Source organism: Streptomyces tauricus (assembly GCF_014650955.1).
Classification (GTDB): Bacteria; Actinomycetota; Actinomycetes; order Streptomycetales; family Streptomycetaceae; genus Streptomyces; species Streptomyces tauricus.
This window is the reverse complement of the sequence record NZ_BMVY01000007.1, coordinates 247,470-271,243: the sequence shown is the minus strand read 5'-3', so window position 1 is coordinate 271,243 and position 23,774 is coordinate 247,470. Positions and strand designations below refer to the sequence as shown.

The window sequence follows — 23,774 nt, the reverse complement described above, 5'->3', positions numbered from 1 at the left end:
TTGGTGTGAAAGGGGGTTCGGGTGGGAGACAGGGGTCGGTTCAGTCACCGGTCGTACGGCCCGCCGCGCGGGCGACCAGCGCCCTGAGCGCCCGGAACCAGGTCTCGGCCAGGTCGCGGACCGCCTCCTCGTCCAGGACCGCCTCCGGCCAGGACCAGTGGGCGGCCAGGACGGGGCCGTCGGCGCGGTCCTCGGTCACCACGTTGATGCCGAGGGCGTGCCCTTCCCGCATACCGGGTTCGGGGCCGATGTCCGAGACGTCCTCCTCGGGGGCGTAGGACCAGTCCGTCGCCTCCGGGATGCCGAAACGGCCGAGGTAGTTGAACTCGATCGGCGGCGCCTCGAAGCCGGCGAGCACCGGTGCCGTACGGGGGTTGAGGTGGCGGAGCATGCCGTAGCCGACGCCGTTCGCGGGCAGCGAGGCGAGGTGCTCGCGGGTCCGGTCGAGCGCGTCCTCGACGGCCGGGCCGCCGTCCAGGGCCGCGTCCAGGTCGACGGGGCCGGGGTCGAGCAGGACCGGGAAGACGCTGGTGAACCAGCCGACCGTACGGGACAGGTCGACGTCCTGCGCCACCTCCTCGGCGCGGCCGTGGCTCTCCAGGTCGACCAGGACCGGTCCCCCGGCGCCACCGCCGTCGTGTCGTCGCCGCCAGTCGGCCACGGCGAGTCCGAGGCCGGTGAGCAGGACGTCGTTGACGTTCGCGGTGAAGGCGGACGGTACCGCGGACAGCAGCGGGCCCGTGTGCTCGGCGGGCAGCCGCAGCTCCAGCCGGCGTACGGTGCCGACCGTGTCGCGGGCCGGGTCCAGGGGGCTCTTCAGCGGCAGAGGGGCGGCGCCTGCCAGCACGCCTGTCCAGAACGGCAGTTCGTCTTCCCTGGCCGGGTCCTGGGCCAGTTCTTCGAGTGTGCGGGCCCAGGTGCGGAAGGACGTGTCGACGGGCGGCAGTTCGGCGGGGCGTCCCGCCTCGACTGCCCGCCAGGCGGTCTCCATGTCCGGGAGCAGGACGCGCCAGGACACGCCGTCGGTGACGAGGTGGTGGGCCATGAGGAGCAGCCTGCCGGGCTCGTCGCCCGCGTCGAACCAGACCGCCCTCACCATGACGCCGGCCTCGGGGTCGAGTGTCGCGCGGGCGGCGTGGGCGCCGTCCGCTACGGCCGTCCGCAGTGCGTCGGGGTCGAGCCCGGTGACGTCGACGCGGTGGATCCAGGTTCCGGGGTCCACGGCTCCCGCGGGTGGCACCGCGATGCTCCAGTCGCCGCGGTTGCCCTCCGGGCTGGTGGTCGATTGTTGGGTGCGGGTGAGTGCGTGCTGAGCGCGCAGTTCCCCGCGCCCCTCAACGGGCGCCTGCGGCAGCCCCTGCGCGTGGGTGGCCGCGGCCTCGGTGCCCTCCGGGGCCGCGGTTGCTTGTCGGGTGCTGGTGAGTGCGTGCTGGCCGCGCAGTTCCCCGCGCCCCTCAACGGGCGCGTTGCGGATCAGCGTGCCTCGTAGCATGGCGTGGCGGTCGGCCAGGGCTTGTAGGACCGTCGTCAGCTTCTGGTGGTCCAGGGTGGCCGGGGTGCGGACCAGGGCCGACTGGTGGTAGCCCTGGAAGGGGCCGCCCAGTTCGCGGAGCCAGTGCATGACCGGGGTGAGCGGCACGATGCCGGTTCCCTCGTCGGCGGGGCGGGTATCGGCGGCTCCGGTGGTGGTCGCCACCTCCGCGAGCCCGGCGACCGTGCGGTGCCTGAGCACCAGGCGCGGAGTGATCCGTACGTCCGCCGCGCGGGCCCTGCTGACGAGCTGCATCGCCATGATGCTGTCGCCGCCCAGGGTGAAGAAGTCGTCGTCGACGCCGACCTCGGCCAGGCCGAGCACATCGGCGAACACCGTGCACAGCGTCTTCTCCAGCTCGGTGCCGGGCGCGCGCCCCGTGGAGAGCGCGGAGAAGTCCGGGGCGGGCAGCGCGGCCCGGTCCAGCTTGCCGTTGGCGAGCTTCGGCAGCCGGTCCAGGAGGACCACGGCGGCCGGGACCATGTGGTCGGGCAGCTGTCCGCCGACGTGGGCCCGCAGCCGACCGGGGTCGGGCAACACCCCGGCGACCGGGACCACGTACGCCACGAGCAGTTTCCGCGTGCCCTCCTGACGGACCGTCACCACGCCCTGCGCGACGTCCTGGTGGGCGGTGAGTACGGACTCGATCTCGCCCGGTTCGATACGGAAGCCGCGGATCTTGACCTGGTCGTCGGCGCGGCCCAGGTAGTCCAGGTACCCGTCGGACGTCCAGCGGGCGAGGTCGCCGGTCCGGTAGAGGCGGGAGCCGGGCGCGTCCGCGAACGGGTTGGCGACGAAGCGCTCGGCCGTCAGCGCGGGGCGGCCCAGGTAGCCGCGGGCGAGGCCGCCGCCGGCCAGGTACAGCTCGCCCGTCACCCCGGGCGGGACCGGTTGCAGCCGGTCGTCCAGGACGTAGGCGCTGGTGCCAGCGACCGGGCGGCCGACGAGCGGGCGGTCGCTGTCGCGCACCCGGGCCACGAGCGCGTCGACGGTGGACTCGGTGGGCCCGTACAGGTTGAACGCCTCGGTGCCGTTCAGCCGTCCGAGCCGTTCCCAGAGGGCGCCCGGCACGGCTTCGCCGCCGACGCCGACGACCGCGAGGGGGCTGCTGCCGTCCTCGCGTACGAGGCCGGTCTCCGCCATCTGCGCCAAGAACGACGGGGTGACCTCCAGGAAGTCGAAGCCGTGCTCGACGACGGCCGCGGCGAGGAGGTCCGGGTCGCGGCGCGTCTCGTCGGAGACGACGTGGACGCAGTGTCCGTCCAGGAGCCACAGCTGCGGCTGCCAGGAGGCGTCGAAGGAGAACGCCCAGGCGTGTCCGGCACGCAGTTGCCGCCGACCGGTGATCGCCTTCGCGGGCTCGTACAGCGTCTCGCGGTGGCTGTGGAAGAGGTTGCCGACCGTCTCGTGGGTGATGACGACACCCTTGGGGCGGCCGGTGGAGCCGGAGGTGTAGATGACGTAGGCGGGGTGGCGCGGGGTCAGGGGCGCGATGCGGTCCCTGTCGGTCAGGTCGGTCGCGGGCTCGGCGGCGAGCAGTTCGGTGGTCGCCTCGGCGTCCAGTTCCAGGACCGGTGGGCCGTCCGCAGGGAGCAGGGGTGCGATCTGCCGGGTGGTGAGCGTCAGGACCGGGCGGGCGTCGGCGAGCGTGTCGTGCAGGTGGGCGGTCGGGGCGTCCGGGTCGAGCGGCAGGTAGGCGGCGCCCGCCTTGTGCACGGCGAGGATCGCGAGGAGCGTGCGGGCGGTGCGGGGCAGGGCGAGCGCCACGAGCCGTTCCGGTCCCGCGCCGTGGGCGACGAGCAGCCGGGCGAGCCGGTTCGCCTTGGCGTTGAGCTGGGCGAACGTCAGCTTGATGCCGTCGGAGGCGACGGCGGGGGCGTCCGGGGAGAGCGCGGCCTGCCGTTCGAAGAGGGCCGGCACGGTGGTCGGTCCGGCGAGCGGCGGCCGGTCGTTCCACTCGGTGAGGATGCGTCGGCGCTCGGCGTCGCCGAGGATGTCTATCCGGCTGATCGGGGTGTCGGGGGCGGCGACCACGGCCCGCAGCAGCCGCACGAGCCGTCCGGCGATCGCCTCGGCCGTCCGGCGGTCGAAGAGGTCGGTGCTGTACTCCAGTACGCCGTCGACGCCGCCACCGCCCTCCGCGTCAGGACCGCCGTCGCGTTCCACGAAGTCGAAGGAGAGGTCGAACTTGGCGCCGGTCGCGCCGGCTTCCTCCCGTCGGGCGTCCAGCCCGGCGAGGAAGTCCCCCGCACCGCCCGCGGCCAGGTACACGACCATGACCTGGAACAGCGGGTGCCGGGACAGTGAGCGGGCGGGGCTGAGCACGTCCACGACCCGTTCGAACGGCACGTCCTGGTGGTCGAAGGCGGCCAGGTCGGCCTCCCGGACGCGGGCGAGCAGTTCGCGGAACGCCGGGTCGCCGGAGGTGTCGGTGCGCAGCACCAGGGTGTTGAGGAAGAAGCCGACCAGGTCCTCCAGCGTCTCCTCGGTGCGCCCGGCGATCGGGCTGCCCAGCGGGATGTCCGTACCGGCGCCCAGCCTGGTCAGCAGAGCCGCCACGGCCGCCTGGACGATCATGAACATACTGACGTTGCCGGACCGGGCCAGCTCGCGCAGTCCCGCCGCCAGCTCCGGCTCCAGGGCCATGTCGACCACGCCGCCGCGGTAGCTGGCCTCCAGCGGGCGCGGCCGGTCGACGGGCAGCGCCAGCTCCTCCGGGAGACCTTCCAACGCCTGCTTCCAGAAGCCGAGTTGACGGGCCGCCAGGCTCCCCGGGTCCTTCTCGTCGCCGAGTACCGCACGCTGCCACAGGCTGTAGTCGGCGTACTGGACGGGCAGCGGTGCCCACGCGGGCGCCCGGCCCGCCGCTCGCGCCTCGTAGGCGGCGGCCAGGTCGCGGGTGAGCGGCCGGTCCGACCACTCGTCGCCCGCGATGTGGTGGAGCAGGAGCAGCAGGACGTGTTCGTCCTCCGCGGTGCGGAAGACGTGCACGCGCAGGGGCGCCTCCCGGTCCAGCTCGAAGCCGTACCCGGTGGCTTCGGCCAGCCGTTCCGCCAGCTCCTCCTCGCCGGTCACGGAGTCGGTCCGTACGGCGACCCCGGCCCTTTCCGGCTCCAGGATGAGCTGGTACGCCCGCCCGTCCTCCTCGGGGAAGACGGTGCGCAGCGGCTCGTGGCGGGCCACCAGGTCGTCGACCGCGCGCCGCAGCGCGTCGGCGTCGAGTGCGCCGGTGAGCCGCCAGACCAGCGGGATGTTGTACGTGGGACTGGGCCCCTCCACCCGGTACAGGACCCACAGCCGCTGCTGGGCGAAGGAGAGCGGCAGCCGCTCGGGCCGGTCCGCCGGGGCGAGGACGGGCAGGTCGGCGCGAGCGCCGTCGGCCGCCCCGTCGCGGAGTGCCTCGGCGAGACGGGCGGGCGTCCGGGCCTCGAAGACCGTACGCAGGGAGGCTTCGGCGCCGAGCACCGCGCGGACGCGGGCGGCGAGCCGCATGGCCACGAGGGAGTGGCCGCCGAGGACGAAGAAGTCGTCGTGGACACCGACCCGCTCCAGCCCCAGGACGTCGGCGAACAGCCCGCAGAGGATCTCCTCGCGTGGGGTGCGCGGGAGGGTGTCGGTGGTGCCGGCGGCGAAGTCGGGTGCGGGCAGCGCCCTGCGGTCGAGCTTGCCGTTGGGGGTCAGCGGCAGGGTGTCGAGGGCCATGAAGGCCGCGGGGACCATGTGCTCGGGCAGCTCGGCGGCGGCGTGGCGGCGCAGAGCTGCAGCATCCGTGACACCTGCCGGGCCCGGGACCACGTACGCGACGAGTCGCTGGCCGTGCGGGACGACGACGGCCTGGGCGACCGTGTCGTGCCGTCCGAGGACCGCCTCGATCTCGCCGAGTTCGACACGGAAGCCGCGGATCTTGACCTGGTCGTCGGTGCGGCCCAGGTATTCGACCGTGCCGTCGGACGTCCAGCGGGCCAGGTCGCCCGTGCGGTACATGCGCTCGCCGGGTCCGCCGTACGGATCGGCGACGAACCGCCCGGCGGTCAGGGCGGCGCGGTCGAGATAGCCGCGGGCCAGCTGGGCGCCCGCGAGGTACAGCTCCCCCGCCACGCCCGGCGGCACCGGGCGCAGCGCGGCGTCCAGGACGTACACGCGGGTGTTCCACACCGGCCGCCCGATGGGCACCGAGGTGGCGCCGGGGCGCACCTGGACCGCGGTGACGTCGACGGAGGCCTCGGTCGGCCCGTACAGGTTGTGCAGCTCGACCTCGCCGAGCGTGCGGTGGAAGCGGTGGGCGAGCGGGACGGGCAGGGCCTCGCCGCTGCACATCACGTACCGCAGGCCCGTGCACCCGGCGGCCGACGGTTCCTCCAGGAACAGTTGCAGCATCGACGGCACGAAGTGCGCGACCGTGACACCCTGCCCCTGGATCAGTTCGGCCAGATAACGGGGGTCCTTGTGGCCGTCCGGCCTGGCGACCACCAGGGCCGCCCCGGTGATCAGCGGCCAGAAGAACTCCCACACGGACACGTCGAAGCTGGACGGGGTCTTCTGCAGCACCCGGTCCGCACCCGTCAGCCCGTACGCGTCCTGCATCCACAGCAGGCGGTTCACGATGCCCGACTGCGGTACGACCACGCCCTTCGGCCGCCCCGTGGAACCGGAGGTGTAGATGACGTAGGCGGGACTCGACGGGTCGTACGCGGCGGGAAGGGCGCCCTCCGTCCCCTCGGGCAGGCGGTCGCGGATCACGCACACCGGGCGGGCGTCCGCCACCATGTACGCGAGGCGTTCCTGCGGGTAGTCGGCGTCCAGGGGCAGATAGGCGCCGCCCGCGCGATGCACGGCGAGCAGGGCGACGACCAGGTCCGCCGAGCGCGGCAGCGCGACGGCCACCGTGCGCTCGGGACCCACGCCCAGACCGGCCAGCACGCGTGCGGTGTGCTCGACTCGCGCGTCCAACTCGGCGTACGTCAGCCGCTGTTCGCCGAAGACCAGCGCGAGCGCGTCCGGTGTGCGGGCCGCCTGGGCACGGAACAGCTCGGGGAGGGTGGTGGGGGCCGTCTCGTGGGCTGTGGCGTTCCAGTCCGTGAGGACGAGCGCCCGCTCGGCCGGCGTCAGCACCTCCACCTCGCGCACCGGCAGGTCCGGTGTGCCGGCGACCTGTTCCAGCAGCCGGACAAGGCGTCCGGCGAGGTGCCGCGCCGTCGTCTCGTCGCACAGGTCGGCCGCGTAGTCGAGCAGCAGGACCAGCCGGTCCGACTCGTCGACGAAGGTGAAGTGCAGGTCGAACTTGGCCTGGCCGGTGTCCATGTCGAACCACTGGGTGGCCAGGCCCAGCAGGTCGGGGTCGCCGTCGGGGCGGTAGTGGTAGCCCAGCATCACCTGGAACAGCGGGTTGCGGCCCGCCACGCGCGGCGGGTTGACGGCCTCCACGACCCGGTCGAAGGGCAGGTCCTGGTGCTCGAAGGCGGCGAGCGCCGACTCACGCACACGTCCGATGAGTTGACGGAACGTCAGGTTGTCGCCCGACAGGTCGGTCCGCAGGACCAGGGTGTTGACGAAGAAGCCGACCAGCTCGTCCAGGCCGCTGTCCGTGCGGCCCGCGATAGGCGCGCCGAGCGGGATGTCGTCGCCCGCGCCGAGCCGGTGCAGCAGGGTCGCCGTGGCCGCCTGGAGGAGCATGAACATGCTGGTGCCGGTCTCGCCGGACAGCTCGCGCAGGGTCCGGCCGACCTCGGCGGGCACCTCGTGGCGGACCTTGCCGCCGAGTCCGGTGGGCTCGGCGGGCCGCGGCCGGTCCAGGGGCAGCGTCAGCTCCTCCGGGAGCCCGCTCAGGGTCCGCGTCCAGTGGTCGGTCTGTTCGTCGCCGACCTGGGCGAGCAGGTGTTCCTGCCACAGCGTGTAGTCGGCGTACTGCACCGGCAGTGGCGTCCAGCCGGGTGCTTCGCCCGCGACCCGGGCCGCGTACGCGGTGTTCAGGTCGGCCAGGAACGGCCGGTCGGACCATTCGTCGGTGGTGACGTGGTGCAGCACGACGGCCACCACGTGGTCGGCCGGACCGACCCTGAACACCTCGCAGCGCAGAGGGAGTTCGCGTGCCAGGTCGAAGGGGCGGCGCTGCGCCGACTCGATCAGCCCGTCCAGTGCCTGCTCCGCGCAGTCCGTCACGGTGAACCCGGGCGCGGCCTCGGAGGCCGGGACGATGACCTGGTAGGGCTCTCCGTCGTGCTCGTGGAACATCGTGCGCAGCGTCTCGTGCCGCCCCGCCACATCGCTCAACGCGGTCCTCAGCGCGTCGACATCGAGCGCTCCGCGCAGCCGGAAGACCAGCGGGAAGTTGTACGCGACACCGCTGCCGGTGATCCGTTCGACCAGCCACAGCCGCCGCTGGGCCGGTGAGAGCGGGATGCGGTCGGGGCGTACGGCGGGGGCGACGGCCGGGCGGGCGGGGCGTCCGGTGTCGGCCCGGGTGGCGAGCAGTTCGGGTGTCGGCGCCTCGAAGAGGTCGCGGATCGCCAGTTCGGCGCCCAGTTCGGTGCGGGCCCGGCTGATCAGCCGGGTGGCGAGCAGCGAGTGGCCTCCGAGGTCGAAGAAGTCGTCCTCCGCGCCGACTTCGGGCAGGCCCAGCACCTCGGCGAAGAGGCGGCACAGCACCTCTTCCTGCGGGGTGCGCGGGCCACGGCCGCTGCCGAGGGCGACGGCGGGTTCGGCGTCGGGCAGGGCACGTATGTCCAGCTTGCCGTTGTCGTTCATGGGCAGCCGGTCGAGGGTCACGAACGCGGCCGGGACCATGTACTCGGGCAACTGCTGCTTGAGGTCGTCGCGCAGCCGCCGCACGAGGCTGTTCGCGCCGCGCGCCGCGGTGGGCTCGTTGGCGTACGGGGCCTCACCGCCACCGGGGAGGTACAGCCCGGCGGTCCGCCCGGGACCGTCACCGCCATCACTGCCGATGCCGGTGTCGGCGATGAACACCGCGTCGTACGTGCCGGGTTCGCGGGACCAGGTCGTCAGGACCCGGCAGCCCAGCCGGGCGCCGAGGTCGTGCAGCGTCTCGGGGTCCACTCCCCCGGCGGCGCCCAGGCGGGCGTCGGGAACGCCGGTGAACCGCAGCGGGGTGACCGCGCGGACGAGGTCGGGCAGGTCGAGGTCGTCGGTGAAGCCGACCGACGGTACGCGTTCCAGGGTGAGGTCGGGGTCACCGGCGTACAGGACGGCGTCGTAGCGGTGCCGGGTCAGTTCGTTGTGGTGGCGGGCGCGCTTGGTGCGCAGGTCGACGCGGTGGCCGAGGGTGGTGAAGTAGTCGGGGTCGACGAGGAGTTCCTTCTCCAGGCGCAGCCCGCGTTCGACGGCCCGCTCAAGGCCCTCCCCCGTGACGCCCCTGGCCTGCTGGATCTCCGTCTGGAAGGTGCGGGCGAGGCGCAGGTTGCGGACGTCGCCGACGAACAGGGCGCCGCCCGGGGCCAGGAGACGCATCGCTCCGTCGATCACCGAGGTCAGGTAGTCGATGCTCGGGAAGTACTGGATGACGGAGTTGATGACGATCGTGTCGAAGTAGCCGTCGTCGGGCAGGCCGGTCAGGTCGTCGGCGGGCTGGGCGCGCAGGGTGACCCGCGCGGCCAACTCCGGGTCCCTGCGCAGCTCTTCGCCGATCTTGCGGATGACGGGGGCGGCGAAGTCGGTCGCCCAGTAGGCCTCGGCCTCCGGTGCGAGCTTGGAGAGCAGCAGACCGGAGCCGACGCCGATCTCCAGGATGCGGCGCGGCCTCAGCGAGCGGATCCGGGCGACGGTGGCCTCGCGCCACTCCCGCATCTCCTCGAAGGGGATGGGCTGCCCGTCGTACGAGGAGTCCCAGCCGGCGTAGTCCTCGGTGAAGACGGCGGTGCTGATCTCCTCGTACTCGTCGGAGTAGATCTCCTGCCACTCGCCGACCTGTTCGCGTTCGGCGCCGTCGCGGTCGTCGCCGGTGAGCGGGGCCGGGACGACATAACCGACGAGCCGTTCATCGCGGACGACGACGGCGGCGTGCGCGACCTGGGGGTGCCGGGAGAGCGCGGTCTCGATCTCGCCCAGCTCCACACGGTAGCCGCGGATCTTGACCTGGTCGTCGGTGCGGCCGAGGAAGTCGAGGTTGCCGTCGGGGTTGCGGCGTACGAGGTCGCCGGTGCGGTACATGCGCTCACCGGGTTCGCCGAAGGGGTCCGCGACGAACCGCTCGGCCGTCAGGCCGGGCCGCTCCAGATAGCCGCGGGCCAGACCGATGCCCGCGATGTACAGCTCACCGGGCACGCCCTCGGGCACGGGCCGCAGCCAGGCGTCCAGGATGTGGGCGCGGGTTCCGCGGATCGGACGGCCGACGGTCGGGGTGGGGCTGTCGAGGGTGCCGCCGCCGAGGGTGTTGATGGTGTACTCGGTCGGCCCGTAGAGGTTGTAGCCGTACGTGCCCTCGGTGTCGCGGAGCCGGTTCCACACGGTCTCGGAGACGGCCTCGCCGCCGAGCAGCACGAGCGGCGGCCGGTGGCCCTCCAGCAGGCCCTGTTCGATGAGCAGGGCCGCGTAGGTGGGTGTCACGTTGATGACGTCGACGCGGTGGGTCTCGCAGTACGCGACCAGGGCCTCGGCGTCGCGCCGCAGCTCCTCGTCGCAGATGTGCACCTCGTGGCCCTCGACGAGCCACAGCAGCTCTTCCCACGACATGTCGAAGGCGAACGACACGGTGTGCGCGATGCGCAGGCCGCGCCCGCCCGCCGAGGCGATGGCCGGTTCGAAGATCTCCCGCTGGTGGTTGAGCTGCATGTTGGTGAGGCCGCGGTAGGGCGTGACGACACCCTTGGGCCGGCCGGTGGATCCGGAGGTGTAGATGACGTACGCGGGATGCTCCAGGCTGAAGACCCGGCGCTCCAAGTCGGCCGGCAGGGCGGCGAGTTCGGCGGCCACCTCCGGGTCGTCGAGGAGGGCGCGGGGGGTGTCGGCCGCCGCCAGTCGCGCTGAGACGGCCGCGTTGGACAGGAGCAGGGCGGGCCGGGCGTCCTGGAGCATCGCCACGAGGCGGTCGTCCGGGTAGTCCAGCTCCAGGGGCAGGTACGCGGCGCCCGTGCGCAGCACGGCGAACAGCGCGACGACCATGTCGAGGGAGCGGGGCAGTCCGAGCGCGACGACCCGCTCGGGCGCGGCGCCCCGGGCGAGCAGCAGCCGCGCCATGCGGTTGATGCGGGCGTCGAGTTCGGCGTAGGTGAGGGTCTGGTCGCCGAAGACGAGCGCGGTGGTGTCGGGCGTGGCCAGGGCCTGCGCGGCCAGCAGGTCGGCGATGGTGTCCTCGGGGTCGGGCACCCGTCCCTCGGCCCGTACGCGCTCCAGTTGGGCCTGCTCGGCGGGGAGTTGTGCGTCGAGTCGGCCGACGGGGGCTTCGAGGTCGTGGGTGAGCCGGTCCAGGAGCAGGGTGAACCGGTCGAGGAGTTCCTGGGCCTGCGGGCGTGCGATGACGTCGGCCCGGTGGGTCAGGGTGACCTGGATGGAGCGGCCGGGGGTGACGACGAGGTTGACCGGGTAGTGCGTGGCGTCGACGTTGGCGACGGCGGTGGCCCCGTGGCGGTCGCTCAGTTCGGCGAGGCGTTCCTCGGTGTCGCTGTTGCGCAGCACGAAGAGGGTGTCGAACAGTCGCCGGTGTCCGGTCTCGGCCTGCAGCACACCGAGGCCCAGGTACTCGTACGGCATGACGGCGAGGCGTTCGTCCTGGACGCGGCGCAGCAGGGTGAGTACGGGTTCGGCCGGGTCGTAGGCGATCCGGGCGGGGACGGTGTTGAGGAACATGCCGATGACGTTCTCGATCTCCGGCACCTCGCTCGGCCGGCCCGCGACGGTGGTGCCGAAGACGACGTCACCGCGGCCGGTCGCGCTCGCCAGGGTCAGCCCCCAGGCGGCGTTGAGGACGGTGTTGAGGGTCAGTCCGTGCCGGCGGCCGAGGTCGCGCAGCCGTGTCCCCACCTCGTCCGGGACGAACGCGTCGAGGCTTTCGGGGATGTCCGGTTCGAGGCCCTGGTCGGCGGCGGCGAGCAGGGTCGGTTCGTCGAGTCCGGCCAGGGCGGTGCGCCAGGCGGCGGTGGCGACGGCCGTGTCCTGGACCTCCAGCCAGGTCAGGTAGTCGCGGTACGAGCCGGGGGCGGCCAGACCGCTCGGGTCGCCGCCGGACGCGTACAGGGCGAAGAGCTGGTCGAGGAAGAGCCACGCCGACCAGCCGTCCCACAGGAGCAGATGGCGGCCGATGACCAAGCGGTCGCCGCGCTCCTCGCCGAGGCGGATGACGAGGATGCGGAAGAGCAGGGGGCGGGTCAGGTCGAAGCGGCGGGATCGTTCGGCGTCCGTCAACTCCCGGAGCCGGGCGTCCTGTTCGGCGGCGGGCAGGCCGGAGAGATCGATCTCTTCGAGGGGGATCTCGGGGTCGCGGACGATGAACTGCACCGGCTGGCGCAGTCCTTCACTGGTGAACCCGGCGCGCAGGCTGGGGGTGCGGTCCAGCAGGGCCCGTACGGCGGTGCGCAGGCGGTCCGTGTCGAGCGGGACGGCGATGTCGAACGACTCGTGGACGGTGTAGACGTCCAGGGTGCCGGCGTCGTACGTGGAGTGGAAGAACAGACCTTCCTGGAGCGGGGCGAGGGGCCAGATGTCGTCCACCGGGCCGGGGCTGAGGCGGTGGACGCGCTCGGTCTCCTCGGCGGTGAGGGCGAAGTCGGAGCGCGGGGAGCTCGTCTCGGCGACCGGGGTGGCCGCCGCCGCGAGGGCCGCCGGGGTGCGGTGCTCGAAGACGTCACGGGGGTTCAGGTCCAGGCCGGCCCGGCGGGCGCGGCTGGAGACACCGATCGAGGTGATGCTGTCGCCGCCGAGCATGAAGAAGTCGTCGTCGATACCGACCTCGTCGAGCTTCAGCACCGCCGCGAAGATCCCGGTGAGCGCTGCCTCCCGCTCGTCCCGGGGCGCGCGCACCTCGGCCCGTACCGTCTGCGGGGCGGGCAGTGCGGCGCGGTCGAGCTTGCCGCTGGGGGTGAGCGGGAGGGCGTCCAGGACGACATAGGCGCCGGGCACCATGGGCTCGGGCAGAACGTCGGCGAGTGCGGCCTGGAGGTCGGCGGGCTCGGGGTGTGCGTCGCGGGCGGGGACCACGTAGGCGACGAGCGCGCTGCCGCCGCTGCCGGTGGAGGTGACGGTGACGGCGGCCTGGGCGACGGACGCCTGGCGGGCCAGCGCGGCCTCGATCTCGCCGAGTTCGACGCGGTTGCCGCGGATCTTGACCTGGCGGTCGGTGCGGCCCAGGTACTCCACGACTCCGTCGGCGCGACGGCGTACGAGGTCGCCGGTGCGGTACATGCGCTCGCCGGGCCCGCCGTAGGGGTCGGCGACGAACCGCTCGGCGGTCAGACCGGGCCGGGCGTGGTAGCCGCGGGCCAGCTGGACGCCGGTCAGGTACAGCTCGCCGGGCACCCCTTCGGGGACCGGGCGCAGGCAGGAGTCCAGGACGCGCAGACCGGTGTTCCACACCGGCCTGCCGATGGGCACGGTCGTGCCCGGCGTCCCGTCGTACGGGTGGTACGTGACGTCGACGGCGGCCTCGGTGGGGCCGTACAGGTTGTGCAGCGGCACCCCCGTGAGGTCGCGCCAGCGGGCCGACGCGGCGGTGGGCAGTGCCTCGCCGCTGCTGAAGACGCGCCGCAGGGAGGCGGCCCACGTGGGGTCGTCGGTGATGTCCGGTGACTGCAGGAACGCTTCGAGCATCGACGGCACGAAGTGCAGGGTGGTGACGCCCTGTTCGCGGATCAGCCCGGCGAGGTAGGCGGGGTCGCGGTGGCCGTCCGGGCGGGCGAGCACGACCGTGGCGCCCTCGCACAGCGCCCAGAAGAATTCCCAGACACTGACGTCGAAGCTCGCCGGGGTCTTCTGCAGCACCCGGTCGTCGGCGGTCAGTCCGTACTCGCCCTGCATCCAGGCCAGCCGGTTGACGATGGCGCGATGGGTGACGACGACACCCTTGGGGAGGCCGGTGGAGCCGGAGGTGTAGATGAGGTAGGCGGGGTCGTCGGGACCGGCCTGGGCGGCTGGGGTGGCGGCTTCCGGCTGCTCGTCGGCCGGGGCGTCCACCAGCAGGTGGGTGAGGCCCGGGACCTCGGGCAGCCGGTGGGCGGTGCCGGAGGTGGTGACGACCGTCGTCGCTCCGGAGTCGGTGAGCATGTGGGCCACCCGGTCGGCGGGGTAGTCCACGTCGACGGGGAGGTAGGCGGCCCCGGCCTTGAGCACGCCGAGCAGGGCGACCATGAGGTGGGCGGAGCGCGGGACGGCCACCGCGACGACGGTGCCGGGCCCGGCGCCGGTCGTGACGATTCTGCGGGCCAACCCTGCAGCCTCGGCGTCGAGTTGCGCGTACGTGAGGGTCTCGTCCTCGTACACGACCGCCGTGGCACGCGGGGTGCGGGCGATCTGGGCCGCGAAGGCGGCGGCGAGGGTGGTGGCGGGCACCTCCCGGCGTTCGCCGGCCGGGTGAGCGTCGGACAGCTCCGCCGCGGAGAGCAGTTCCACGGCGGCGGCCGGCTGCCCGGGGTCGGCGGCCAGGGCGTGCAGGATCCGGGTGAGGCGGTCGGCGATACGGCGGACGGCGTCGGCGTCGAGCCGCTGGGCGTGGTGCTTGAGCCGCAGGTCGAGACGGCGGCCCGGCTTCACGATCAGGGCGAGCGGGTAGTGGACGGCGTCGTGGAACTCGTGGCCCGTGAGCCGGACTCGGCCGGAGGGGTCGGCGAGGCCGGTGGCGGCCGGGTAGTTCTCGAAGACGACGAGGGTGTCGAACAGCTCGCCGGTGCCCGCGAGCCCCGCGACCCGCTGGATCTCGGCGAGGCCGAGGTGCTGGTGGTCGAGAAGAGCGGCCTGCTCGTCCTGGAGCCGCCCGAGAAGGCCCGCGAGGGTGTCGGAGGGCTCCCAACGGAAGCGGGTGGGAAGGGTGTTGATGAACAGCCCGACCATGGACTCGATGCCCTCGACCTCGGCGTCCCGGCCGGAGACCGTGGTGCCGAACACCACGTCCTGCCGGGCGGTCAGCCGTCCGATCAGCAGGCCCCAGGCGCTCTGGACGACCGTTCCCAGTGTCACGCCCAGTTCGCGGGCGCGGGCCGACAGCCGGGCGGTGACCTGCTCGGACAGTTCGACACGGACCTGTGCGGGCGTGATCGGCGTGCCGTCGGCGGGCGTCTCGACGAGCCGGGTGGGCTCCTCGATCCCGGCGAGCGCGTCCCGCCAGGTCTCGCGCGCGGCGCCGCGGTCTGCGGCGGCGAGCGTGCGCAGATACGTCCGGTACGGGGCGACCTCGGGCAGCGGGGCCGGGCTCTCGCCGTAGGAGGCCAGCAGCTCGCGGTGCAGGACAGGCAACGACCAGCCGTCCGCGACGCTGTGATGGAACGTCAGCAGCAGACGGGCGCGGTCCTCACCGAACCGGATGAACGCGCAGCGCAGCAGGGGCGGGCGGGCGAGGTCGAAGCGGCGGGAGCGCTCCTCGATGGCGACCGCGTCGGCGGCATCCGGTTCCGCCGACAGGTCCACCTCGCGCCAGGGCAGTTCCAGCCCCTCGGCGATCATCTGCACGGGGCGCCCGTCGGCGAGCGGGCGGAAGCAGGCCCGCAGCGGGGCGTGCCGGTCGAGGACACGCTGGGCGGCCCGGCGCAGCGCCTCCGCGTCGACCGGGCCGGACAGTTCGAGGGCCTGCTGGACCACGTAGGCGTCGTGGTCGGCGCCGTCGACGAGGGCGTGGAAGTAGAAGCCCTCCTGGAGGGGGCTGAGCGGCAGCAGCTCCTGCACGGTGACCGGGTACTCGCCCTGCAGCTCGGCGAGTTCGGCGTCGGTGAGCACGACGAGCGGAGGCTGCCCGCCGGGAGCCGCCGTGGCGGTGCCGGTGTCCGCGTCCGCATCGGCGCGGACGCTCGCCGCCTCGGCGAGGGCCGCGACCCTCCGGTGCCGGAAGACATCGCGGGAGCTGAGCCGTAGCCCGGCCCGGCGGGCGTGGATGAGCAGTTGGATGGCCGTGATGCTGTCGCCGCCGAGGGCGAAGAAGTCGTCGTCGATGGTCGTCGAACGCAGGCCGAGCACTTCGGCGTAGGCCGCGCACAGCACTTCCTCGCGGGCGTCGCGCGGCGGGCGGCCGGAGCTGAGGGCCCCGTAGTCCGGCACCGGGAGCGCGGCGCCGTCGAGCTTGCCGCTGGGGGTGACCGGGAGGCGGTCCAGGGGGACGACGGCGGACGGGACCATGTACTCCGGCAGCTGCTCGGACGCGTACGAACGCAGCGCCTTCATCAGGGAGTTCACGTCACGGAAGGGCGCCGGACGGTTGGCGTGCGGCACGGTTCCGGACGGCCGGTACACCCTGCCCGACGCGTCGGCCAGGCCGTCGCCGGGGCCGAACACGACGTCGAGACTGCCGTCGTCAGCGACCCCGTTCCAGGTGACGACGGCCGTCAGCCCGTGCCGGGCGGCGAGCTCGTGAAGGACCTCAGGGTCCGGCGCATCAGCGGGAGACACGGCACGGCTGCTGTCGTCGAGCGCGGACAACGCGGCCAGATCCTCGGCGAGCCGAACATTGGGCAGACCGGTGACGCGGAGGGGGGTCGCACACCCGGCGAGCATGACACCGAGCGCACCGATCCCCCGCGGGCCACCCGCGGGACCACCGTCCCTGACCAGATCGGCCCAGGCGACCTCGCCGCCTTCGACCGGGCCGCTCGGGTTGGCGGGGTCGACCGAGGCCGTCGGGCGGGCCACCTCCGCCGAGCCGGTCGGGCCGGTCGGGTCCGCCAAGCCGTTCAGCCGGGCCGCGTCGGCTGAGGCGGCAAGGCCGTTCCGGCCGGCCGGAGTGGTCGGAGTGGTCGCAAGGCCGCCGGCCGGGGCCGAGCCGCCGACCGCCGGGGCACCGGCTGCGGCCGGGTCGTCCCCCGCGATCGGGGCGCCCGCCGTACTCGGGGCGCCCGTCGCCGCCGCAACACCGGCCCCGGGCGGCGTGTGCTTGGTCAGGACCACGTCGTAGCGGTATCGCGTCAGTTCGTTGTGGTGGGTGCCGCGCTTGACCCGGATGTCGGCGTCGAAGCCGTCGAGGGTCGCGAAGTAGTCGGGGTCCAGCAGGAGTTCGCCCTCCCAGGCGAGCGACCGTTCCACGGCGGTCCGCAACGCCTGCTTGTCGCCCGGGTCGGCCGCACGGCGCGTCTCCACCGCCGCGCGCAGGACGCGTAGCAGCCGGGCGTTGCGCACGTCACCCACGAACAGCCGTCCCCCCGGGGCCAGCAGCTCGGAAGCGGCGCCGATGACGTCGGTGAGGTAGTCGGCGCCGGGGAAGTACTGGGCGACGGAGTTGAGGACGACCGTGTCGAAATAGGCCCGGGGCAGCCCGGCGGTGTCGTGCGCGGGCCGGGCGCTCAGCTGCACCCGGCCGGCCAGTTCCGGTACCGCGTCGACCTGCGCGCGCAGCGCCCGTACCGCCTCCTCGGAGAGGTCGGTGCCCCAGTACGCCTCGCAGCCGGGCGCGATCCTGGAGAGGATCAGACCGCTGCCGACGCCGATCTCCAGCACGCGGCGCGGCGCCAGTTCCTGGATGCGCGTGACGGTCGCCTCGCGCCACTCCCGCATCTCCGCGACGGGGATGGGCAGTCCGTCGTACATGCTGTTCCAGCCGGCGAAGTTCTCCCGGAAGCCCGCGGACGCTCCACGACGGCCCTCGGACGCTTCGCGAGAGCCCGCGGACGTGTCCCGGCCGCCCTCGGAGCCCGCCGCCGCGTACAGCAGTTCGTGCAGGTCCTTCCACTCCTGGACCTGCTCGCCGAAGTCCCGGTCCACGTCCAGCGAGGGAACCACGTAGGCGGCGAGCCTGCGGTCGCCCGGGCGGTCCTCGCGGACCAGGACCGCGGCCTGCTCCACGGCCGGGTGGGCGCGCAGCACGGACTCGATCTCGCCGGGTTCGATACGGAAGCCGCGGATCTTCACCTGCGCGTCGGCACGCCCCAGGAACTCCAGCCGGCCGTCGTCCTTCCATCGCACCAGGTCACCGGTGCGGTACAGCCGTTCGCCGGGCGCGCCGAACGGGTCGGCGACGAACCGTTCGGCGGTCAGGTCGGGCCGCCCGAGGTAGCCGCGGGCGAGTCCGGCGCCGCCGAGGTAGAGCTCTCCCGGGACACCGGCCGGTACGGGCCGGAGCCGGGCGTCGAGCACATAGGCCCGGGTACCGGGGTCGGGGACGCCGATCGGCACGATCGTGCCGGCGGGGGTGTCGGGGTCGCACAGCCCGAGCGTGGAGTTGGTGGTCGCCTCGGTCGGGCCGTACGCGTTGAACATCATCCGGCCGCGCGCGTACCGCCCGACCAGCTCGGGCGAGACACGCTCGGTGCCAGCGAGCAGCGTGGCGGGCGGCAGTTCGACGTCCTCCGGCATCGCGGCGAGCAGCGCCGGCGGGAGGATCATGAAGGTGATGCCGTTGGCGTGCGCGTAGTCGGCGAGCGGTGCGCCGGGCACCCGCAACTCGGCGGGTACGACGACGAGTCGGCCACCGGAGAGCAGCCCGAGGCACAGATCCCAGAACGCGACGTCGAAGCTCGGCGACGCGAACTGCAGGACCCGGCTGTGCGGTCCGATCCCGAACCGCTCGGTCTGCGTGGCGACCAGCTTGGCGACGCCCGCGTGGGAGAGCACCACGCCCTTGGGCCGGCCGGTGGAACCGGAGGTGTAGATGACGTAGGCGGCGTTCTCGACCGAGAGGGGACGCACGGGCCCGCCGGGCTGATACTCCGTCAACTCCCTTACGGTGTCGGCCGCGTCCAGGACCACAACCTCCATGCCCTCGCACGGCGGGATGTCCGCCGCGACCTCGGCGGTGGTCAGCAGGCAGGCGGGTCGCGCGTCGGCCAGCATGTACGAGATGCGGTCGGCCGGGTAGTCGGTGTCCACCGGCAGATAGGCGGCGCCGGACTTCAGTACGGCGACCTCGGCGACGACCAGCTCGGCCGAGCGGGGCACCGCGAGGGCCACCACGCGTTCGGGTCCGGCGCCGCGCGCGACGAGGGCGTGGGCCAGCCGGTCGGCCCGGTCGTCGAGTTCCGCGTAGGTGAGCCGGGTGTCCTCGAAGACCAGCGCGATCTCGTCGGGCCGCTCACGCACCTGGTCGGCGAACATCTCCGGCCAGGTCCGCAGGGGGACATCGTGGTCGGTGTCGTTCCACTCCTCCAGGACGCGGTGCCGTTCCTCGGCGTCCAGCAGGTCCAGTTCGCCGACCGGGGTGTACGGCCGGGCGACCGCGTCGGCCAGCAGGGTGGCGTAGTGGCTTGCGGCGCGCAGCGCGGTCCCGTCCCGGAAGAGGTCCTGCCGGTACGTCACCCGGACCTCACCGGCGCGGACTTCGAGCGAGAGGTCCAGCGAGCCGCCCGAGGCGCCACCGGCAAGGCCACCGGAGGGGCCGCCAGAGGGGTCGCCGGAGGGCCCGTCGGAGGGGTCCTCGGACATCGGCGACCCGAAGGCCGTGTTGAACAGCAGCCCGCCGCCCCGGGTCGGCTGCGGCCGCAACCAGCCGACCAGCGCGGCCGGTTCGATACGGTGGGCCTCGGCCTCCTCGCACGCCTCACGGACGCGCCGGACCAGTTCGGCGAACCCGGTTCCGCCGTCGAGGGTCACCCGGACCGGCAGTCCCCGGTACCCGACGGTGAGGTCGTGCGCCCCGCCGTAGCGGTGCAGCAGCGCCACGAACGCGGACAGGAGGGTGACCTCGTCGGCCGTCGCGTCCAGCGTGCGGCTGATCGTGCGCGGCTCGCCGCCGGGGTGGAGCGGATACGGGAAGTCGACCGGGAGGACCGCCTCCTGGGGGAGGGGGTCGAGCCGTCGACGCCAGTACGCCGTCACATCGACCTCGTCGACACCGGACACACGTGATTCGAAACCGGACACAGCTGACCGTGCCTCCAGAGTGTGCGGAACCGGCTCAGCCGGAGGACCGCAGGTCATACTAAGGTAAGGATTACCTAACCAAAAGGCCCAGTCTCGGCGGACCCAGTCCCCCGCACTACGATTAAGGCCTGCCTAACCTAAGGGAGCTGGCCGTTGGAGACCGCAAGGTGACGGGTAAGAGAGTGCGCCCTGTCCTTCTCGTGACACTGCTGGGTACCGTCCTGGCCGTCCTCTGTCTGCTGTCACTGGCACTCGGCGCGGCCAACATCCCGCCGGACCAGGTGATCTCGGCCGTATTCGGTGAGGCACCGAGCCGGTTCGTGGACAACGTCATCTGGTCGGCACGCGTGCCGCGCACCGCGCTCGGGCTCACCGCGGGCGCGGCCCTCGGGCTGGCCGGGGCACTGATGCAGGCCCTGACCCGCAACCCGCTCGCCGACCCCGGAGTACTGGGGGTCAGCGCGGGCGCCGCCTTCGCCATCGTGCTCGCCGTCGGCGTGCTCGGCATCAACTCGCTGTACGGATATGTGTGGTTCGCGTTCGGCGGGGCGCTGATCGCCACGGTGGCCGTCTATCTGCTGGGCGGCCTCGGGCGGTCCGGGATGACCCCGGTGAAACTGGCGCTCGCGGGCATCGCGGTCACCTCGATGCTGTGGTCGTTCACGCAGGCCATCGTGCTCACCGACGTGGACGCGCTCAACAAGTACCGCTTCTGGTCGGCCGGTTCGCTCGCGGAGGCGGACAACGGCATGGTCTGGCGGGTCCTGCCCTTCCTCGTCATCGGCGCGGTCCTGGCACTGGCCTGCGCCCCGGCCCTCAACAGCCTGGCCCTCGGCGACGACGTGGCGGCCTCGCTCGGCCGGCGCCTCGGCCTGGTCCGGCTGGCGGGCGTCGCGGCGATCACCCTGCTGACGGGGGCCGCGGTCGCGGTCATCGGCCCGGTGGTCTTCATCGGCCTGGTGGTCCCCCATGTGGCCCGCGTGCTCGCCCAGTCGGCGGGCATCGGCCCCGACCAGCGCTGGCTGCTGCCCCTGTCGGCGGTCCTCGCTCCCATCCTGCTGCTCGCCGCGGACATCCTCGGACGCCTCGTGGCACGGCCCACCGAGATCCAGGCGGGTGTCCTGGTCGCCTTCATCGGCGGTCCGTTCTTCATCGCCATGGTCCGTCGGCGCAATCTGGCGGAGGTGTGAGCGTGCCGAACCAAGACACGGAAACCGTTCTCAAGTCCCGGCCTGGCGGGCCTCGTTCGGCCGCCGGCGCCGCCCACCACCGCACGTACCGGCTGGCGCTCCCGCCCGTCTCCGGCGTGTTCCGCCCCCGTCTGGTCGCCCTGTCCGCGGTGCTCGCCGCGGGCACCTTCGTCCTGTTCTGCTGGGGTCTGACGACCGGCGACTACCCGATCGGCTTCACCGACGTCGTACGGGCCCTGTTCGGCTCCGGTGACCCCGGCACCGTCCTCGTCGTGGAGGAACTGCGGCTGCCCCGCGCCCTGGTCGGACTCCTCGCCGGGATCGCCTTCGGGGTCTCCGGCGCGCTCTTCCAGACCATGACCCGCAACCCGCTGGCCAGCCCCGACATGATCGGCCTCACCCAGGGCGCGGGCACCGCCGTGGTCGCGGGCATCGTGCTGGGCTGGGACGGCGGCCTCGGCACGCAGGCCCTCGGCCTGCTCGGCGCCCTGGTCACCGCCCTGACCGTGTACGCGCTGGCCTGGCGGCGCGGCACCACCGGGTACCGCATCATCCTGGTCGGCATCGGCGTGGCCTGGATCTGCACGAGCGCCACCGACTACCTGGTGGCCAAGGGCGGACGCTTCCAGGCGCAGGCCGCGCTCGGCTGGCTGGTCGGCAACCTCAACGGCCGCACCTGGGACCAAGTGGGCCCGCTGGCCATCGCGTTGGCGGTGTTGCTGCCGACTGCCCTGCTCCTCGGCCGGCTGCTGCGCACACTCCAGTTGGGCGACGACGTGGCCACCGGCCTCGGTACGCGCGTCCAGCCCGTACGCCTCGCCATCCTGCTCACCGGGGTCGGCCTGATCGCCTTCGCCACCGCGTCCGCGGGTCCGGTGGCCTTCGTGGCACTCGCCGCCCCGCAGATCGCCCAGCGGCTGGCCGGCACGGCCTGGCCGCCCACCGTCGCCTCGGGACTGACCGGGGCGCTTGTGGTCCTGGGCGGCGACCTCATCGCCCGTACGCTCGTCTCCGGCACGGAACTGCCGGTCGGCATCGTCACCGGTGTGCTCGGCGCGCCGGTCCTGCTCTGGCTGCTCGTCCGCGCCAACCGCGCGGGCTCAGGAGGTTGATCCCATGTCGGCTGAACCCTTGTCGACCCCCGACCCCGATCCCGATCCCGATCCCGACCTGCGGGCGAGCGGTCTGCGACTGGCGTACGACAACCGGCTGGTGGTCGACGGTCTCGACCTCGCCGTGCCGCCCGGCCGGATCACGGCCATCGTCGGCGCCAACGCGTGCGGCAAGTCAACCCTGTTGCGGGCGCTCGCCCGGCTGCTGGCCCCCAAGGAGGGTGCCGTACACCTCGACGGCCGGGCACTGCACTCCATCCCGAGCAGGGAACTGGCCCAGCGGCTCGGCATCCTGCCGCAGAGCCCCGTCGCCCCAGAAGGGCTGACCGTCATCGACCTGGTCAACCGGGGGCGCTCACCGCACCAGACCTGGTGGCGGCAGTGGTCGAAGGCGGACGAGCAGGCCGTGCACCAGGCGCTGGCCGCCACGAACATGACGGACCTCGCCGACCGGCCCGTCGACGAACTCTCCGGCGGCCAGCGGCAGCGCGCCTGGATCGCCATGGCGGTCGCCCAGGGCACGCCGGTCCTGCTCCTCGACGAGCCGACGACGTACCTCGACCTGGCACATCAGATCGACGTCCTGGACCTGGTCACCGACCTCAACCGCCGGGAGAACCGCACGGTGGTGATGGTGCTCCACGACCTCAACCAGGCGTGCCGCTACGCCGATCACGTCGTCGCCATGAAGTCCGGAAAGATCGTCGCGGAGGGAACCCCGGCGGAGGTCATCACCGCGGAAACGGTGGAAGACGTCTTCGACCTGACCTGCCGCATCACCCTGGACCCGGTAAGCAACACTCCCTTGGTCATCCCCATGGGCCGCCACCACAGCACCCCCTTGGAACCGGCAGTCCCAGCAGCAGACTGAGGAAACCCCTTGGGGGGAGGCGCCCCGAAGGGCGCCACCCCCGCAAGGGGCGCGGGGAACGGCGCAATCTTTTGGTCTTTGGGGGCGCGGGGAACGGCGCTCTCTTTTGCCGTTAGGGGCGCGGGGAACGGCGCAATCCTTTCGCCTTTAGGGGCGCGGGGAACTGCGCAATCCGTTTGCCTCCAGGGGGCGCGGGGAACCGCAACCGACCTACACCCCCCGGCAGCCCCCGTCCGGCAGGACACTCGTCCCGACCCCGACCCCGCCCCCACCGACCAGCCCGTCAAGAAGCGCATGCGGCGCCCGCCCGTCAAGAACCCGGGCAACGCCCACCCCACCCCGCACGGCCCGCAGACAGGCCTCCATCTTCGGCCCCATCCCCCCGTTCAGCCCGGGCAGCACCCGCTCCAACTCCCCCGCCCCGATCCGGTCGACGACCCGGTCGGAGCGGGGCCAGTCGGCGTACAGCCCCGGCACATCGGTGAGGACAACGAATACCCGCGTCCCGAGCGCGGCGGCCAACGCCCCCGCGGCCGTGTCCGCATTGACGTTGTAGACCTGCCCGTCCTCGCCCCGTCCGACGGAGGAGACGACCGGGATGTGGCCACCGTCCAACAGAAGCCGTACGACAGTGGTGTTGACCCGTGCCACATCCCCGACCAGTCCGATGTCGACGCTCTCACCGCCGACTTGGGCGTACCGCTTGACGGCGGTGAGGGTGTGCCCGTCCTCGCCGCTGAGACCCACCGCGTGCGGCCCGTGCTCGTTCAGCAGTCCGACCAGGTCCTTCTGGACCTTGCCGGACAGCACCATCCGTACGACCTCCATGGTCTCGGGGGTGGTGACCCGGAGCCCGTCGAGGAAGTCGGACTTGAGCCCGAGCCGGTCCAGGTGGGCGGCGATCTGCGGGCCCCCGCCGTGCACGACGACCGGCCGGACACCGGCCCCGTACAGGGTGAGGACGTCCTGCGCGAAGGCCCGCCGGAGCGTGTCGTCGGTCATCGCGTGGCCGCCGTACTTGACGACGACCGTGTGCCCGCGCAAGGGCTCCAGCGCCACGAGCCGCTCGGCGAGGCCGACGGGTACGGTGCCGTCGGCCACCGCGCCCGTCAAAGCCGTGTCCGCCGAAGCCGTGT

The 23,774-nt window shown here is 73.0% G+C and carries 5 protein-coding genes; 3 read left to right on the top strand and 2 right to left on the bottom strand.

Features of this window, described 5'->3' with window-relative positions; translation table 11 throughout:
- Positions 1–40: 40 nt before the first annotated feature.
- On the bottom strand, positions 41–19,444 hold the full coding sequence (locus IE278_RS14685; protein ID WP_246570317.1) for a non-ribosomal peptide synthetase: 19,404 nt from the start codon (positions 19,442–19,444) through the stop codon (positions 41–43).
- A gap of 188 nt (positions 19,445–19,632) precedes the next feature.
- On the opposite strand from IE278_RS14685, the gene IE278_RS14675 reads away from it, so the two are divergent.
- Genes IE278_RS14675 through IE278_RS14665 form a run of 3 tightly spaced genes read left to right on the top strand, consistent with a single transcriptional unit; the run spans position 19,633 to position 22,638 of the window.
- On the top strand, positions 19,633–20,655 hold the full coding sequence (locus tag IE278_RS14675) for a FecCD family ABC transporter permease (RefSeq protein ID WP_373311995.1): 1,023 nt from the start codon (positions 19,633–19,635) through the stop codon (positions 20,653–20,655).
- Between the two features lie 2 nt (positions 20,656–20,657).
- The gene (locus IE278_RS14670) at positions 20,658–21,767 is read left to right on the top strand and encodes a FecCD family ABC transporter permease (RefSeq protein WP_189772373.1); all 1,110 of its coding nucleotides are present in this window, start codon (positions 20,658–20,660) and stop codon (positions 21,765–21,767) included.
- A 4-nt stretch (positions 21,768–21,771) separates the two neighbouring features.
- Entirely contained in the window at positions 21,772–22,638 is an 867-nt protein-coding gene (locus tag IE278_RS14665; protein WP_189772372.1) for an ABC transporter ATP-binding protein, read from the top strand.
- Between the two features lie 210 nt (positions 22,639–22,848).
- On the opposite strand, the gene argB is transcribed toward IE278_RS14665, so the two are convergent.
- Positions 22,849–23,691, bottom strand: a complete 843-nt coding sequence (gene argB / locus IE278_RS14660; RefSeq protein WP_265650809.1) for an acetylglutamate kinase — start codon at positions 23,689–23,691, stop codon at positions 22,849–22,851.
- Between the last annotated feature and the right edge of the window lie 83 nt (positions 23,692–23,774).

Coding starts and splice junctions, on each gene's coding strand:
- IE278_RS14665 (WP_189772372.1), top strand. CDS start 21,772: ATGTCGGCTGAACCCTTGTCGACCCCCGACCCCGATCCCGATCCCGAT.